Origin of the sequence: Rossellomorea sp. NRS-1567 (assembly GCF_050467885.1) — a bacterium.
Classification (GTDB): Bacteria; Bacillota; Bacilli; order Bacillales; family Bacillaceae_B; genus Rossellomorea; species Rossellomorea aquimaris_C.
The window spans coordinates 260,209-274,728 of record NZ_JBITPL010000018.1 but is presented as its reverse complement, the minus strand read 5'-3'; the positions used below and the strand labels follow the sequence as shown (position 1 = coordinate 274,728).

Annotated in this window: 21 protein-coding genes; 9 read left to right on the top strand and 12 right to left on the bottom strand. The window is 37.0% G+C overall.

Annotated features, from left to right (window positions below; translation table 11 throughout):
• Positions 1 to 22: 22 nt before the first annotated feature.
• Positions 23 to 487 (bottom strand): NUDIX hydrolase, encoded by a 465-nt coding sequence (locus tag ACIFOD_RS14945; RefSeq protein WP_430315277.1) that lies wholly within the window; start codon positions 485 to 487, stop codon positions 23 to 25.
• Between the two features lie 385 nt (positions 488 to 872).
• Between ACIFOD_RS14945 and ACIFOD_RS14940 the strand changes: the two genes are divergently transcribed.
• The 3 genes from ACIFOD_RS14940 (at position 873) to ACIFOD_RS14930 (ending at position 2,610) form a co-directional block, all read left to right on the top strand.
• Positions 873 to 1,598: a LamB/YcsF family protein gene (locus ACIFOD_RS14940; protein ID WP_430315276.1), complete on the top strand. Its 726-nt coding sequence runs from the start codon at positions 873 to 875 to the stop codon at positions 1,596 to 1,598.
• A gap of 66 nt (positions 1,599 to 1,664) precedes the next feature.
• Entirely contained in the window at positions 1,665 to 1,958 is a 294-nt protein-coding gene (locus ACIFOD_RS14935; RefSeq protein WP_430315275.1) for a hypothetical protein, read from the top strand.
• A 244-nt stretch (positions 1,959 to 2,202) separates the two neighbouring features.
• Positions 2,203 to 2,610 (top strand): secondary thiamine-phosphate synthase enzyme YjbQ, encoded by a 408-nt coding sequence (locus ACIFOD_RS14930; protein ID WP_430315274.1) that lies wholly within the window; start codon positions 2,203 to 2,205, stop codon positions 2,608 to 2,610.
• 38 nt (positions 2,611 to 2,648) lie between these two features.
• On the opposite strand, the gene ACIFOD_RS14925 is transcribed toward ACIFOD_RS14930, so the two are convergent.
• Both ACIFOD_RS14925 and ACIFOD_RS14920 read right to left on the bottom strand, forming a co-directional pair.
• Positions 2,649 to 3,038, bottom strand: a complete 390-nt coding sequence (locus ACIFOD_RS14925; protein ID WP_397554069.1) for a thiol-disulfide oxidoreductase DCC family protein — start codon at positions 3,036 to 3,038, stop codon at positions 2,649 to 2,651.
• A gap of 93 nt (positions 3,039 to 3,131) precedes the next feature.
• Positions 3,132 to 3,707, bottom strand: coding sequence for a histidine phosphatase family protein (locus ACIFOD_RS14920; RefSeq protein ID WP_430315273.1), 576 nt, complete (start codon positions 3,705 to 3,707; stop codon positions 3,132 to 3,134).
• A 167-nt stretch (positions 3,708 to 3,874) separates the two neighbouring features.
• Between ACIFOD_RS14920 and ACIFOD_RS14915 the strand changes: the two genes are divergently transcribed.
• Complete coding sequence (locus tag ACIFOD_RS14915) at positions 3,875 to 4,726, top strand: STAS domain-containing protein (RefSeq protein WP_430315272.1); 852 nt, start codon at positions 3,875 to 3,877, stop codon at positions 4,724 to 4,726.
• Between the two features lie 340 nt (positions 4,727 to 5,066).
• Here ACIFOD_RS14915 and ACIFOD_RS14910 read toward each other — a convergent pair whose 3' ends face one another.
• Together ACIFOD_RS14910 and ACIFOD_RS14905 are read right to left on the bottom strand one after the other, a co-directional pair.
• Positions 5,067 to 5,555, bottom strand: a complete 489-nt coding sequence (locus ACIFOD_RS14910) for a hypothetical protein (protein WP_430315271.1) — start codon at positions 5,553 to 5,555, stop codon at positions 5,067 to 5,069.
• Positions 5,539 to 6,024: a hypothetical protein gene (locus ACIFOD_RS14905; protein WP_430315270.1), complete on the bottom strand. Its 486-nt coding sequence runs from the start codon at positions 6,022 to 6,024 to the stop codon at positions 5,539 to 5,541. The genes ACIFOD_RS14910 and ACIFOD_RS14905 overlap by 17 nt, the downstream gene beginning before the upstream one ends.
• Positions 6,025 to 6,162: 138 nt before the next feature.
• On the opposite strand from ACIFOD_RS14905, the gene ACIFOD_RS14900 reads away from it, so the two are divergent.
• Together ACIFOD_RS14900 and ACIFOD_RS14895 are read left to right on the top strand one after the other, a co-directional pair.
• Positions 6,163 to 6,360 (top strand): hypothetical protein, encoded by a 198-nt coding sequence (locus ACIFOD_RS14900; protein WP_430315269.1) that lies wholly within the window; start codon positions 6,163 to 6,165, stop codon positions 6,358 to 6,360.
• A gap of 426 nt (positions 6,361 to 6,786) precedes the next feature.
• Positions 6,787 to 6,978 (top strand): hypothetical protein, encoded by a 192-nt coding sequence (locus ACIFOD_RS14895; RefSeq protein WP_113970993.1) that lies wholly within the window; start codon positions 6,787 to 6,789, stop codon positions 6,976 to 6,978.
• Between the two features lie 162 nt (positions 6,979 to 7,140).
• Here the strand turns inward: ACIFOD_RS14895 and ACIFOD_RS14890 are convergent, their stop codons facing one another.
• The 3 genes from ACIFOD_RS14890 to ACIFOD_RS14880 form a co-directional block, all read right to left on the bottom strand.
• Complete coding sequence (locus ACIFOD_RS14890) at positions 7,141 to 7,485, bottom strand: VOC family protein (protein ID WP_430315268.1); 345 nt, start codon at positions 7,483 to 7,485, stop codon at positions 7,141 to 7,143.
• Positions 7,486 to 7,507: 22 nt separating this feature from the next.
• Positions 7,508 to 7,873: an aminoacyl-tRNA hydrolase gene (locus ACIFOD_RS14885; RefSeq protein ID WP_430315267.1), complete on the bottom strand. Its 366-nt coding sequence runs from the start codon at positions 7,871 to 7,873 to the stop codon at positions 7,508 to 7,510.
• 73 nt (positions 7,874 to 7,946) lie between these two features.
• Positions 7,947 to 8,273 (bottom strand): hypothetical protein, encoded by a 327-nt coding sequence (locus ACIFOD_RS14880; protein WP_430315266.1) that lies wholly within the window; start codon positions 8,271 to 8,273, stop codon positions 7,947 to 7,949.
• A 176-nt stretch (positions 8,274 to 8,449) separates the two neighbouring features.
• Here ACIFOD_RS14880 and ACIFOD_RS14875 point away from each other — a divergent pair, with 176 nt between their 5' ends.
• The 3 genes from ACIFOD_RS14875 to ACIFOD_RS14865 are packed head-to-tail and all read left to right on the top strand — an operon-like array spanning position 8,450 to position 9,709.
• Positions 8,450 to 9,046, top strand: a complete 597-nt coding sequence (locus ACIFOD_RS14875; protein ID WP_430315265.1) for a TetR/AcrR family transcriptional regulator — start codon at positions 8,450 to 8,452, stop codon at positions 9,044 to 9,046.
• A 4-nt stretch (positions 9,047 to 9,050) separates the two neighbouring features.
• Positions 9,051 to 9,395, top strand: coding sequence for a DMT family transporter (locus ACIFOD_RS14870; protein WP_113970997.1), 345 nt, complete (start codon positions 9,051 to 9,053; stop codon positions 9,393 to 9,395).
• A complete protein-coding gene (locus ACIFOD_RS14865) occupies positions 9,395 to 9,709 on the top strand; it encodes a DMT family transporter (RefSeq protein WP_430315264.1) in 315 nt (104 codons plus the stop codon). Before ACIFOD_RS14870 ends, ACIFOD_RS14865 begins: the two co-directional genes overlap by 1 nt.
• Before the next feature lie 159 nt (positions 9,710 to 9,868).
• Here ACIFOD_RS14865 and ACIFOD_RS14860 read toward each other — a convergent pair whose 3' ends face one another.
• The 4 genes from ACIFOD_RS14860 to ACIFOD_RS14845 all read right to left on the bottom strand — a co-directional run bounded on the left by ACIFOD_RS14860 (position 9,869) and on the right by ACIFOD_RS14845 (position 14,446).
• Entirely contained in the window at positions 9,869 to 10,975 is a 1,107-nt protein-coding gene (locus ACIFOD_RS14860; RefSeq protein ID WP_430315263.1) for a Ger(x)C family spore germination protein, read from the bottom strand.
• On the bottom strand, positions 10,972 to 12,075 hold the full coding sequence (locus tag ACIFOD_RS14855; RefSeq protein ID WP_430315262.1) for a GerAB/ArcD/ProY family transporter: 1,104 nt from the start codon (positions 12,073 to 12,075) through the stop codon (positions 10,972 to 10,974). The genes ACIFOD_RS14860 and ACIFOD_RS14855 overlap by 4 nt, the downstream gene beginning before the upstream one ends.
• Positions 12,059 to 13,582 carry a spore germination protein gene (locus tag ACIFOD_RS14850; RefSeq protein WP_430315261.1) on the bottom strand — a complete coding sequence of 508 codons (1,524 nt, stop codon included), beginning with the start codon at positions 13,580 to 13,582 and terminating at the stop codon, positions 12,059 to 12,061. The genes ACIFOD_RS14855 and ACIFOD_RS14850 overlap by 17 nt, the downstream gene beginning before the upstream one ends.
• Positions 13,583 to 13,657: 75 nt before the next feature.
• On the bottom strand, positions 13,658 to 14,446 hold the full coding sequence (locus tag ACIFOD_RS14845; RefSeq protein ID WP_430315260.1) for a nucleotidyltransferase domain-containing protein: 789 nt from the start codon (positions 14,444 to 14,446) through the stop codon (positions 13,658 to 13,660).
• Between the last annotated feature and the right edge of the window lie 74 nt (positions 14,447 to 14,520).

The following is a 14,520-nucleotide window of genomic DNA, read 5'->3' as shown; positions in this document are numbered from 1 at the left end:
TCTTCTCTGCCTTCCACTTAAATCACTTCTTTGACACAATATGCAGTGTTTCATTTGATTGATGTGATAACATATCTTTAACCTCTTGAGGATATAATTGTACTTCTGAAAGTTCTTCAATGGGAATCCACTTGTATAATAAAAGATCCCCTTCCAGCCCATGAAAGGCGTCCTTTTGAAAAATTGCCCGATCTGCAGCTTTCACTTTATAGTAAAATCCAATTTCATGGAAATCCCATTCTTTATATGGAAAGAAATTTTCGTTCACCATCATCAATTGTTCTACATGTATTTCAATCCCCAGTTCTTCTCTCATTTCTCTCTTTAAGCTTTCCTGTGATGCTTCACCCATGACGACTCTTCCACCGGGCAACGACCAGTAGCTGTCTTCCACTTGTTTATGTAATAAAATATGGTCCTGTTCTATCCAGACGGCGACTACCCTGTAATTAAAAACGTTTTGGTTTTGTTTAAACACAAGATCCATTCGACCCCTCCTTCTCTTCATTCTAACCAATAAAAAACCAATTTTGTTTAAAAATAGACAAAAAGAAGACAAAAGCTTCAGCAAAACTTTTGTCTCCAAAGAAAAGAAATTAGAATGGGTCTTACATAATAAAGATTTAAACAAAAAGAAAGCTACCCCACTTTCTTTTTGTTTAGGAGTGATAAATCCTTATTCATAAGCAAGATTCATTGTAACGGGTGAAAAGGTGAACCCCATTAGAGCAAGATTAAAATTTGATGAGAAAATCATTTTCCCCCTTAATTCTCCACTACTCTATCAGAAAAGCATCCTGATTAAATGTATGATATGATAAATAAGAATTCAGAATGTTACAATTCATTCCAGTGGATGAAAGGATGGAAAAATGATAATCGATTTAAACTGTGATTTAGGAGAAAGTTTTGGTACATATACAATTGGACAAGATGAAGAAATGATGAAATTCGTTTCCTCCGTCAATATCGCTTGCGGATTCCATGCAGGAGATCCCCTCGTAATGAAACAAACAGTCACAAATGCATTAAGTCACAATCTAAAGATTGGTGCTCACCCCGGATTACCTGACCTTCAAGGGTTCGGAAGAAGAATGATACATATCACTCCTGAAGAAGCATATGCCCTTGTACAATATCAAACTGGCGCCCTTCTCGCTTTCGTCAAGGCTCAGGGAGGCAAGTTGTCACATGTTAAGCCTCATGGTGCCCTCTATAATATGGCTGCGAAGGATTCCGAACTGGCTGCATCGATTGCTGAAGCAGTATACGCCCTTGACCCTAAATTAACATTGTTCGGCCTTTCTCAAAGTGAGCTGACAAAAGCAGGAGAGGAAATCGGGTTGCGTGTTGCTCATGAAGTATTTGCCGATCGAACCTATCAATCTGATGGTTCACTAACTCCCCGTTCCCTTCCCAATGCCGTACTTCATGATGAAAATGAAGTCGAAAAGCAAGTCTTACGAATGGTGGAGAAACAAGAAGTAGTTTCAACAGATGGTGAGGTTTTATCAATTAAAGCGGATACCATTTGTCTTCATGGAGATAACATGGCTGCTTTAAACCTTGCTAAAAGATTATATGAAAAGTTAAGTTGAATCATATAAGGGCTATAATTAGCCCTTATTCTATGGAGAATGTATAGAAGATAGGAGCAGTCTCTAATGAATAAGACTTTACTACTGGAAGGCTTCCGCTGGATGTTCATCTTACTTGTTGCTTGCGTTATTATAATATATGGCTATCAGCGGTTCCTTTTGCACTCTAGCATTGAAACATCTCTACAAACCGTATCTCCCGACTCAACCATCATTGGAATCATTCAAACTCATACCACTGATAATAAAGAAAAAGTGTATGAAGCCCTATACAGGACAAAAGACGGAAAGTGTTACAGAGCTTCATTCGAACGTAATGGGCACACATTCATAGGAAATCAAAATGCATCATGTGAATAAAAGGAGAAGACCGATGAAACGAGCCATTCATATCTTTCCTCAAATGGAATCAGCAGAAGAAATTTGTAGACTCAGAAAAATTCTTGATCCACTATGGGGTAAAACCCCTCCCCACATTCCACTCGTTTTCCCGTTTACTGCGAACATACCAACTTGTGAAATATGTTAAAGAGTACGGCTGGTTTTAAGAAAGCCTTTTAGTGGAATGTAGAGGAATGAGACTTACATAGAAAGGGTCATTGTTATGATAAAAACTCTTACAATCGATACAAAAAAGCGCGATGAAATAATTGATATCACCACGTATGTCCAAGAAGTCGTCAACCGTGAAAAAATGAAGGAAGGCGTTGTCGTGGTTCAATCCTTACACACAACAGCCGGAATCACGGTGAATGAAAATGCGGATCCCGATGTGAAAACAGATTTTCTACGTCGATTAGACGAGGTATACCCTTGGGAACATACTCTCGACCTTCATGGAGAAGGAAACACGGCTGCTCATTTAAAGACAAGTACAGTCGGACACTCTCAAACAATCATCGTCAGTAATGGGGAACTTCTATTGGGAACTTGGCAAGGCATCTACCTCTGTGAGTTTGATGGTCCACGTTCTGGAAGAAGGGTTTCGGTTAAAACGATTAAAACTGAATAAGGAACGAAAAGACTCGAGGGGCATTTCCTCGAGTCTTTCTATTCTATAAAACGTTCTCTTATGTTTTGCGAAGGCAGCTTACAACTCTCTTGTTTTCCAAACCATTTGTATCTATTCATGGCAATCCATCTGTAAACCCTATCTCTTAAGGGCTTAGGAACGATTATGCATGTAGTGAAAAACTTCCATGGCCATGTCAAATGAGAGCACACCTTTAAAGCAGCGGTTGATTCCACATACGCTTTATGATCTTCAATTAATACAAAGCTATCTGTTGTATAAGGAATGTTGTGCTTCTTCAATAATTGCTGACCAATATCGCTTTGTAAGGAAGCAAACTGGTAGATTCCTTCAGGATCACGTTCGATAATAAATCGCACACTACTATTGCAAAAATTACATATGCCATCAAACAAAATTATTGCCAATGAAATCACACCGTTTCATGAATATCCATTTATGCACTTCTCATTATAATAGAATTCATAACGTCTTTCCAGAAAGTTACCTGCTCTCAAACTTTATGAATGGTCTGATAGGTGACCTACTTCGTTATAGGAATGAACTGCCCATCGTTTATTTTTCATATGGAGATTGGTCAGGCAACCGTTAAATAGCTTCACATGCCCCAGTATTGCCTCCTCATGAAACTCCCGTAATACTGCACTGATGACAGCACCGTGAGCAACTAACAGTACCTTCTTGCCGGGAAACTGAGCATGAATATCGTCCAGCCCTTCCTGCACCCTCTCGACCAACTCTTCGTACGATTCCATATTAGGAAAAATAAAGTCAGGATATCGCTCTTCTCTTTCTTCTCGGGACAGTCCCTCCCCCTCACCAAAATGGCGTTCCTTGAAATGATCCATTTCAACTATTGGCAGTTCCAGTGATTCATTGATAATATCCGTTGTTTTTCTAGCTCTCATCAAAGAAGTGGTTATGAGAACATCCCATTGTGATTTCTTCAAAAATTCTCTGCATTCTTCTGCTTGAAGCTTTCCAGTTTTATTTAATGGTATATCTGTTTGACCTTGTAATTTACCCAAGAGATTCCATTCTGTTTGACCATGCCTTACTAAACATATATGAGTCATTTCATTTACTCCTTCTGTTAAAGTTGCTGTTTGTAATGTCCGTACATTATCTCATGCTTTAAGAAAGTATAAATCTACTAGATTTTATGATATACTATATTACCATTAAAAGAGATTATTTTGAAAGTTTTAAATAAATGAGCAGTATAAGGAGTTGACTGAAAAGAATGAGAGATGAATTATTATATCTGGGTCAAGAAATCGTATCACATAAATCGGAAATTGCTAAATGTGTAATTGACTATCAGGAACAACGTTACTCTGAACAACTTAAGTTTTCAGGTTTACAAATGGAGAAGATCACAGAGTGGAGAATTGAATTAATACAAATACTGGGTGAATCTTTATATGAAGATCAAAAGGATTCTCTCATTAAAATAAAAGAGTGGTCTCAGAAAGTTGGGGAAATAGCCATAGAAAGAGGTATCTCCCTAAACGACTCTCTAAAAACTCTTTCCACATTCCGTACGGCCATTTGGGATTTTTTCAATGAGCAAATCGACAAACAAATTTCAGCCTCCATTATGCTGCAGTCAAATAAAAAGATAAATCCCTTACTCGATGAAATTGCTTATCTTTTCAATGAGTTATTTATAAAGCAGCAAAATGATCAGTTAGCCCTTGTTCATACTGCTATGGATGAACTTTCAGCACCGATCGTGCCGATAGCTGACAAAATTGCGATTCTTCCTCTTGTCGGGGAAATTAATACTCATAGATCCAGCTCAGTTATGGATACGGCACTTAAAAAAAGCTCTGAATTACAATTAGACTATTTATTTATTGATATTTCCGGTGTAGCAATCATGGATACGATGATTTCACATAATATCTATCAAATTGTAAATGCTTTAAAAATGATGGGTGTCCAGTCGGTATTGACAGGTATCCGTCCTGAAGTTGCCCATACTTTAGGGAATCTCGGTATAACCTTCGACGATTTAAAAACAAGCTCAAGCTTAAAAAAAGCTCTCGAAGACATCGGATTCAATCAATATGATGTTGTCCTTCCCCTATAATGTAAAAGAGGTTGGGACAAAAGTGTTTTAGTCTAAGTAAAACCCGAACTATTCTGCTTTTTAGTAGGCAGATTTGTTCGGGTTTTTTTATTTATTTACGGTACATATGATTTTAGCTCTTTCCAGCGGTTGATTGGAGTGCAAGACGAAGACTCCTGCGGGAAAAGTAGCTTATGTGAGACCCCGCAGGCTTGCCGAGGAGGCTCACGCGCTACCCGCGGAAAGCGTAGTCTTGCACGGAAATCATTAGCGGTATTAAGAACCTACACTACTAATTTTCGTCTTTATATCGTGGTTTTTTAGTTTTGTCCCAGTCTCTTTTTTTGGTTATTTCTTAACACTAGGCACTCCTATTTATTTTATGATGAAATAAAAGTTGAATACTTTGAACTGCCATATATATGGGGATCGACCAATACATTTCATACCCTTTATCAAAATGGAATATACCGATTTTGAGCGTGAACCATTCCATCAAGAGAGAAAAAGCTGTCCAAATCAATAAATAAGCAAGATTCATGATCCCTCTTATCTTTAGCTTTTTATATAAGTATATGAAGAAATAACTATAAGGTCCATACATGATGTAACTTAAAAAGTCAATTGCCTGGTAAGCGGAACTGTCATTGACATCATAAAAATCCCATGGAGGAATGCTAATGGTATGATCATAGAACATTCCTATTGATATGCCATAAAGATAATAACTTAACCCTTCTAGAAATGAAAAAATTTTGGGAGTGATCCAGATCAATAAAAGGAGAGCGATGAGACTAATGATGATAAACCACTCGTTTAAGTCAAATGACCTCTCATAGATTCTGTCCACTATCTCTCTCCTCCTTTTTCTGCAAATAATAAAGCCCTAGTCCTATCCAAATACAAATCAATAAATATGTACCATTCATGATAATTGTATTTAACAGGCTCCATTGAGGATACTCAAGGGTTTTAAAGTGTATGTGAAGGATATCTAATACACTGATAAAGAATAACAAGCTTACAAATAATAAGAATCGATGAGTTCTATTTCCGTCATTCAAGTAACCATTCACCATGACAATCCCGACCAATGGCAAAATGAATTCCCGGTTTATCAATAAGCTGATAAATTGAGTGACATCCTCTGATGCCCTCAACCACTCCAGCTTATTGGTCATAATCGTAATGTAATTCGTTGAAATGATCGATAACGCCATGAACTGTATGGAGTTTGAAGTGAATGAAAGTTTTTTTTGCATAAAAATGACAATATAAATCAGTATGATCAATATGGAAATGAAGAAAGGCAGAGACATTGATTTCTCCTTAGATTTTTCTTACTATCCTTGCCTTAATCGACTCGTTACATAACCAAAATTGGGACAAGAGAGTTCGGAAGTTTGTATTAATTTAGCAAAGGGAAAAGAGTAAAGGAGAATGAAGGAGGTAATTTGATGAAACATGAATCTATTAACCCCAAATATGCAAGAGATGAAATAACAGAAGTCTTTGTTGATGGTTTGCAGCGTGACTTATCACCTGAAGAAGAAAGACTTATCTCAGGATGGACTCAAACCTTTAACAAAGACGAACGTGCAACCATCATCAATCTTCTTAAAGAACTACTAAACAAGCATAAACGACATGACTAAACCAAAAAGAGAAAAGGCCAGCCTGGATTAAGGCTGGCCTTTTCTCTTATATAGTAATGTCCCTCTTACATATCACTTGTCAAATCTAGAAGTTTATCAATATCAATGCGATAGATTGGGCGATTTATATCCTCTTGTCCAAGTTCTACGGTATCTTCTAGTACATCATCAATGTTCATACTTTAAATACCTCCCAAGTTGTGTGTCTACTCTGCATGGCTACAAGCCTTTTGCCTTCTTATCAAAGAATACGAAAGATGGATACCATTCATGGGGGTACTTTTAAAATATTTTATCACGATGAATTGTAGTTAATAATCTGAAATTTGAATCAAATCGATCATTATGTTAATATTAACAACTATTGATTCTACTTAAATAATAATAAATGGGTAGAATAGCTTTCTCCTTAAAGGAGGCATTTCTATGAAACGATTTTCCATGCTTCACGTTCCTCAGGATTATAGGCATAGAGGGCGTCCAGCTATTACCGTTCACGTTCTGCCTGTTCATAAAGAATATTTCGCGATAGGTAAATCATTAAAAGGTAACGGTCGGGCTGCAAACAACAATGAAAAACTAGCCGCATATTATGCGTATCTAGATACTTTAAAATAAACGCTTCTCTCTATAGAATAATTTACTAAAAAAGCTGATCAGAACCTAATCTGATCAGCTTTTTTGTAATCACTCTCAAAGTGTACAGACAGGGGATAAGTTATCCAGTTAAATTTCACAAGGGTGAGAGATCATTACACGGTACCTGAAACACAGACCGAATTAGAACGTTATATATTGACAAGCCTCAAAACCATTTCCATCTAAATCCCAGAACTCAAAAGATGTAACCCCCCCATCCTCTTTTATCTCTCCAACCTTTACGTCCTTCTCCACAAGCTTTAACCGGCTCTCTTCCAGCGCATCAGAAAAGAGAATCGGCATAATGGATGAGGGACGGACCTCCCCCTCTTGAACCGTTAGAGTACAGTCTCCTTGACCTATTTGAAACACAACATACTTTCCTGAATCAAAAACCTGCTCAAACTCCAACACCTCTACATACCATTGAGTAGACTTTTTTAAATCTGTTACACATATATGTACTGTATCCATTTTAGAAAACAATGAAATACCTCCTTCTTCTTCTCTAGTTTTTTAATAGTGTTAAGTGCCCTACAATATCTTTCGCTTCAAACTTTTCCATTGGGGGAAGTGCCACTACTGTTAAAGACCCCTCTTTAATTTCAGTTAACCCGCTATCATGAATACTGAAATATCCATCACCCTCTAATTTCTCCAGCTCACCGGCTTTTCCCTTTAGAACAATTTTTTTCATTCCTGTTTGCACCCATTCTACAAAGTCTGCTTGTCGATTTTGAAAAGGTGAATCAGATGACATCATTGCCAGCGTGCTAAGAGTAGCAGCATGTGCCACTTGCGCTGCCGTTTTCCCCTTTGACATATTCAGTTCCTTATTAACAATAAAATATTGAACGAGATCACGCTTATTCATTCGTCTAATCAGCCCTTTTTATCATTTAGTACCTGTTATTTTACCATGCGAAGGGTATGTACCTCAGTATTATTTACTTCCTTCTTAATTTCACATAATTATTTTCAAGTGAAACTATTTTAACCTTCTCTCCTATTTTAAAATCTAAATATTGGTCACAATCCAGCTTATAGGTATGACCGTTATCAAATTTCATAGAGCATGACGGATCTCTGCTGTTTTCATCTATAACCTCACCTGATTTAATTCCTTCCGCACCTTTTCTATCATTCGCCGGAAAATACTTTTCCTCAATCATTACCCAATCTTCATGGCTGATAACCACCAGCTTCAGAATAAAGAGCCCCACCAGAAGAACAAGCAACATACCAAGAATCACAAATTTCGCCCGTAAGCCCATCATGTATATCCCTTTCCTTCCATATTAAAATCAACAGATGATTATATGAAAGAAAAATGAAATACATTCGATTATTTTGAATTGTGGATTATTTTTTCCCCTCTTGCATAAATTCAAAAATGGATTTACAATAAAACTAACGACCGTTAGTTAGTTAATAGAGAAGGTGAATAAACATGAAAAATGACAACAAACAACTCATAAAAGATGTCGCATTGGATTTATTCGGCCAAAAAGGGTACGAGGATACTTCATTAACGGAAATTGCAACCGCCGTGGGTATTAAAAAGCCATCCATTTACAACCATTTCCGTAGCAAAGAGGATTTATTTATGGAAGTAATTGAGGATTTAAGTGTGTCTGAAGTGACGGCGTATAAGAGTGCAGAGGAAAAAATGAATCATAGTGAACCACTAAGAAATATTCGAATGCTCTTTGACTTATTTTGTCATCGATTGATGACAACAAAAGAAGCTCTGCTATGGAAGAGAGTGACATTCTTTCCTCCAGAAGCTTTTAGAGATCTTATTCAAAAACAATTCATTCAGTTTGAAATGGTTACATCAGCGATTTTAGTATCCATTTACCAAGAAGGCCTAAAACACAAACTGTTTAGTGAAATTGAGGAGGATGAATTTATTGCCTCCTTTTTATGTTTAGTTGATGGTGTCTTTTTAGAACATCACTATTACACGGAAGAAATTTTCAGACAACGAATTGAATCGGCTTGGAAGGTTTATGAATTAGGTATATCAAGTCGCAAAGGAGAGTAGCATCATGGGTTGGATATACGTTATTATTGGTGGTATTTTGGAGATTGGCTGGGCAACTGGGTTATCCCTTTCAGAGGGGTTTACAAAACCTGTCCCAAGTATTGTCACTGCTCTCCTCATCTTGGTAAGTTTTTATTTTTTCTCCAATTCCATGAGATTATTGCCTATCGGGACTGCTTATGCGGTCTTCACCGGTATTGGAGCAGCAGGCACTGCTGTAGTGGGAATGGTATTTCTACATGAAGGGATTAGCGTGTTAAAAGTCGCTTTTATCACACTTCTCATTTTCGGGGTGATCGGCCTCAAAATGAGTGATAAAGAAGAACAAGATACAGGGAGGTCCTATTAATGGCGTGGATATTTCTCATTTTTGCCGGGTTCTCTGAGGTTGTGATGGTAACATTTATGAAGCTTTCTGAAGGATACAAGAAGCTTGCCCCATCCATCGTTAGCTTCGCAGCAGGAGGGATAAGCTTTTATTTATTATCCCTATCTCTACTGGATATCCCGGTAAGTACGGGGTATGGAATCTGGACAGGGATAGGTTCTGCAGGAGCTGTCCTCATCGGGATGATCTTTTTCAGGGAAACGAAGGATCTAAAGAGATTATTTTTTATTAGTTGCATTATAGGGAGTATTATTGGTTTAAAGATGGTTTCATGACCCCATAACAATGTCCAGCCTTTGAGTGTTGCAGTTCTCAGCGGCTGGACACTTTTTTGTTTACTTACACATTGATTTTCACTTACTTACTGGATTTAATTACAAACGGTGAACTCCTCTACCATAAAATTTATTAATATATTATTGAAAAGGAGTCTATCAATTGATTATTCCATGACCAACAATATCAACTTCAATCGTAGGAGTGATCGTAATGGTGGGGTATTTTTCTTCCCAATCAAGCTTTTCCCATGTTTTTGGGTGATATGCAATTAACTCTCTGCCAATACCAAATAAATCTGAATTAGCCAGCTGAATTTTTTCAATCATTTTTTCTGCATCTTCTGTTAAGCGTTTTGAAATTTGTTTATTTAGTTTCTTAAGTTTTTTCTTATCGGTTAATTTATCTTCAGGATATTCTACAACAGATACTTCTGCCTTTACATTTATTTCGACTTGTATATTATTTGGTGAGTCCGAAACAATTTTAAGCTTTGATTTAGATTCAGACATATTGTACGTAATATAATTTTCGATATTCATCTTCTTATTCTCTTCAATTTTGGATACAAATCGAGTCTGCTTAGCCACTTGGTTGCTCATCAATAGAAATAATGTTGTTTCCTCAAAAGTCAGAGTACCTGACATTGAATTCTTATGGAAAATACCCGTACCACTTAACACCACTTCACCATTCTCCATTTTGATAAGAGGAAGAGCAAAATCTTTTCCTTCATCGAACATAAACGTACAGACGGTTTGTAAATTTTGCTTAGGAATTCCAGTAGAAATTTCTGCACTTTTGAGTAGTTCAATGATAAATTCTGAAATCAATACGTTTTTTTCACTTAATTTTGTAAGTATTTCCCCACTTTCTCCTTCAACTATTGCTAATTTGGCAGAAATGGAACTATTGGGGTCCCGGTAAAAAATATCTAAAAACTTATAGATATCTTTTTTTGCTAATTCTTCCCCTAATAAAAACACCCGATTTTTTGATGGCTCAAATACTCCGGAAATTTTACGGTCCATATGCATTCTTGTCTCACGTATGGTTTTCCCTTCCCCTTGTACCACTACATTGGTCGGTGTCCGATCTTTAAAATCACGGATAATGGCTGTAGCTCTTATGGTTTCATCATCAACTAAATCAAAGGCAGAGGAAAAAACCAACCTTCCGTCTTTCAACAATCGTTGATCCCAACAACCCGTTAAAGTCAACTGAATGAGAAATAGAACCGTGACTAAGATGATTCTTTTCTTCATACGTTCTTCCCTCTTTCCTTTTTCTTGAAAATAAAAGAGATTCCTAAAAAGAGAAATGGAATGACAAGTATGAATAAATAGGATGAATTAATCACCCATTTGTTGTACAACTCCATTTCTGCTTCTTTATTGGGAATTAAAGCAATGATAAAAGATAAACTGCCAAAGAAAATTGTTATGATAGAACGATTGATTCGTTTAAACGTATGAGCGACTCCCTCCGTTGATAGAAAAAGGTAGCTGGTTAACGAAGTTATGACACTTACCACCCAAAGGGAAACAAATACCAAATCAATTCTCTCAACAATTTGCAAATACAGGGATTTCACATAATATAGTACCGGCTGAGGAATAATGACTATTTCTTCAGGACTGAACGTCACAAGACTGACTATGGTGAGAAATGCATAGAGCAATGTCACAAAGAGATTGGCCATCGAAGCTGAGAATAAGACGGACCGTTCCCCATTATGCTGAAAATAAGGAAAAAGAAACAAAATCAATTCAAATCCAAGCATTGAAAAATATGCTTCTTTTATCCCTTTTAGAATATTGGTTCCTCCTGAGTGACCAATCGGAAGCAAATACCTCCAATCAACAGGATAAATAATCAATACAACGATAGATATCAAGATCAGAAAGAATATCAATCCCGAAACAACAACATAAACATTGCAGATGTCAGATAATAATTCCCTTCCTAAATAGACTGCGGTTCCCATCAATAGAAGCATAATGATCCATTTTGGTGTAAGTGTCAGCACCCACGTTTTGATGATGGCAGTTGAATACATCATAATAAGGCTGGTAACTAGCAATCCATACACAACATAGGAAATATTTATGAATGTTCCCCCTGCTTTTCCAACCAATTGCATTGAATATTGGAAAAGGGATTTAGCAGGGAACCTTCTGCCCAAGACCCAAAATATCGTGATAAATAATTGAACAACAATACCAGCCAGCAATATTGAAATCCAAGCATCACCTTTGGAAATGGAAAATACGCTGAATGGAAGGCCAAGAACCCCTACTCCAATTTGTGTTTGGACAATGAATAACATCAACTGTATGGAAGTAAGATTAGTCTGATTCTTCATTTTTTTTCCATCCTCGAGGATCTGTCGTTTTCCACTTATACTGTGGTTTCAAATCCTTTGGTCTTTCTTTCATCAGCCACATGGGAACGCGAATAAAGGTGTCTTTCAGTGACTTAAAATCCAAAGGAGCAACAGGGTATAAATAGTATTGACCTAATGATTTAAGCGTCGACATATGGATCAACAGCAACATCAACCCGATTACTATTCCGAGAACCCCAAATAAAGCAGCAAATATCATGAGGGGAAAACCTAGTATCCTAACGGAAGTACTCATTTCATTAGATGGAATAACGAAAGAAGATATAGCTGTAATCGCCACTACGATAACCATGGTATTTGAAACCAAATTCGCTTCTACAACAGCCGTCCCGATAACAAGTCCCCCCACCACCCCAATGGTTTGTGCGATAGGGTTCGGTAATCGGATAGCCGCTTCACGAAGTAATTCCAATGTTAACTGCATAATGGCCGCTTCAATCAATGGAGGAAATGGAACATACTCCAGGGAGCTTTTAATCGAAAATATGATTTCTACCGGTATGATTTCATAATTATAGGAGATGACAGCTATATAAAAAGCGGGTAAACAGAGTGTTGCAATAAAACTGATTAATCTGATGAATCGTACAAATGAACCGATAAATGCCCGGTTATTATAGTCCTCTGATGTTTGAAAGAAAGAGAAGAAATTCACTGGCAAGAGTAATACCGTAGGGCTTCCTTCCATTACCAGAGCAATTCTGCCTTCCATTAGATTTCCGGCTACCCGGTCCGGTCTTTCCGTATTTAAAAACTGTGGAAATGGAGAAAACGAATTATCTTCTAAAAATTCTTCAAAATATCCAGGTGACTGAACTGCATCTGCTTGAACATAATTGATCCGGTCCTCAATCGTTCTTAACAATTCTGGATTTGTTAAGTGTGATAAATAAACTAAAGCGTATTTTGTTCTTGTTGTTTCTCCTATACTGGAATATTTCACAGTCAGTTTCGGACTTGAAACTCTCTCTCTTATAAGATGCACATTTTCTGTGATATTTTCACTGAAGCCTTGATGTGACCCTCTAATCACTTTTTCATTTATTGGTTCAAAACGATTAGTAGGAATTTTAGGCATACTGATAAATATCATGATTTCACTGTCTTCCGTTAGTAAAAGGCAGTGTCCATCCACCATTGCGCTGAGTGCCTCGTCTAAATACAATGTTTCTTTGATGCTATTACTGCTTACCACATCACGTATATCGCCGGAACCTTTCTCTAATATAGGTTTGATAATATACGTCTGTAAGCTCCTATTATCAATGACAGAATCAATAAACATTATGGTCAATTTTTTACTATTAAAAGTTAATTCTCTTAGTTTTAAATCATCAGTATTAAATAAACCATTACGAAAATAAGAGATTTTCTCTTCAAGAGTGAGAAATTCAGGCAGAACTTCTTCTTTTTCTGAAAGCAGCTGCTTTGGTATTCTTCTATTCCTTTTATTAAACGAACTCATATTAGCACCTTCAGTAAGAATCTTTTTTTCTATGCTTCCCAAAGAAGGTGCTATTATACATGTCCAAGGATCCTGTTAACGCTTCTCTCTGACTAAATGTACACCCCACACATTTTCTAAAATGTTTAAGAACGTTTCGTTTATTACTCCCCATTGAAAAGAGTCATCGCTGGGCAGATCCTCCAGAGTCCCCTCCATTTTAAGTAAATCTTCTCTTATGTACTTTTCCATAAACATTAAATTGGGAAACGGAACCTCCTTCCCATTAACTCTTGATAGGAGCATAGAAGAGATGGTAGCCTTCATTTCTTCATTCATAGTAATAGAGTCAACCATTTCGTTCACCCCATTTGGTGGAATCGTTTGATACTCTTTAATCCACTTATAAGCAAGCCACGGTCTGATAATCGTCATCATTTTCTTCAAACCTTTGATCTCCTCTTTCGAATACTTTTCCATATTGCGTCTACCCATGTGATAATAATGAATCAAACAGCGGGCTGGAGAAAAAGTCTGGTCTCTTAGCTTTCTGACTTTCTCTATGTCCGGGTGCTCAATATACACATTTTCATTTGTTAACCACTCCATTAGAGAAGGGTTTGATTTACGAAGAAGTTTGAGTGCTTTACTAAGGTCCCATCCGCTGAATTCAAAGGAATACTTTGCAGGCTTTACAATAACGTCCTTGGTCCCTTGAAGATTTAAATATGCGGTAACCTCCCGTATATATATAAACCTTACATCATAATCGCTCTCATCTGTATGATACCCCCATGCCCGACTCCCGGCTTCGACGGCATACAGAATCCTGACTCTCTCTTCTCTTTCGATACTTTTCAACTTATCCAGAATGATTTTTCTCACAAAATAATTCTCCTTATCCTCTATATATTAGTAGGGTTTTCCTTTCAGTATTTGATATACTTAATCACACAAAC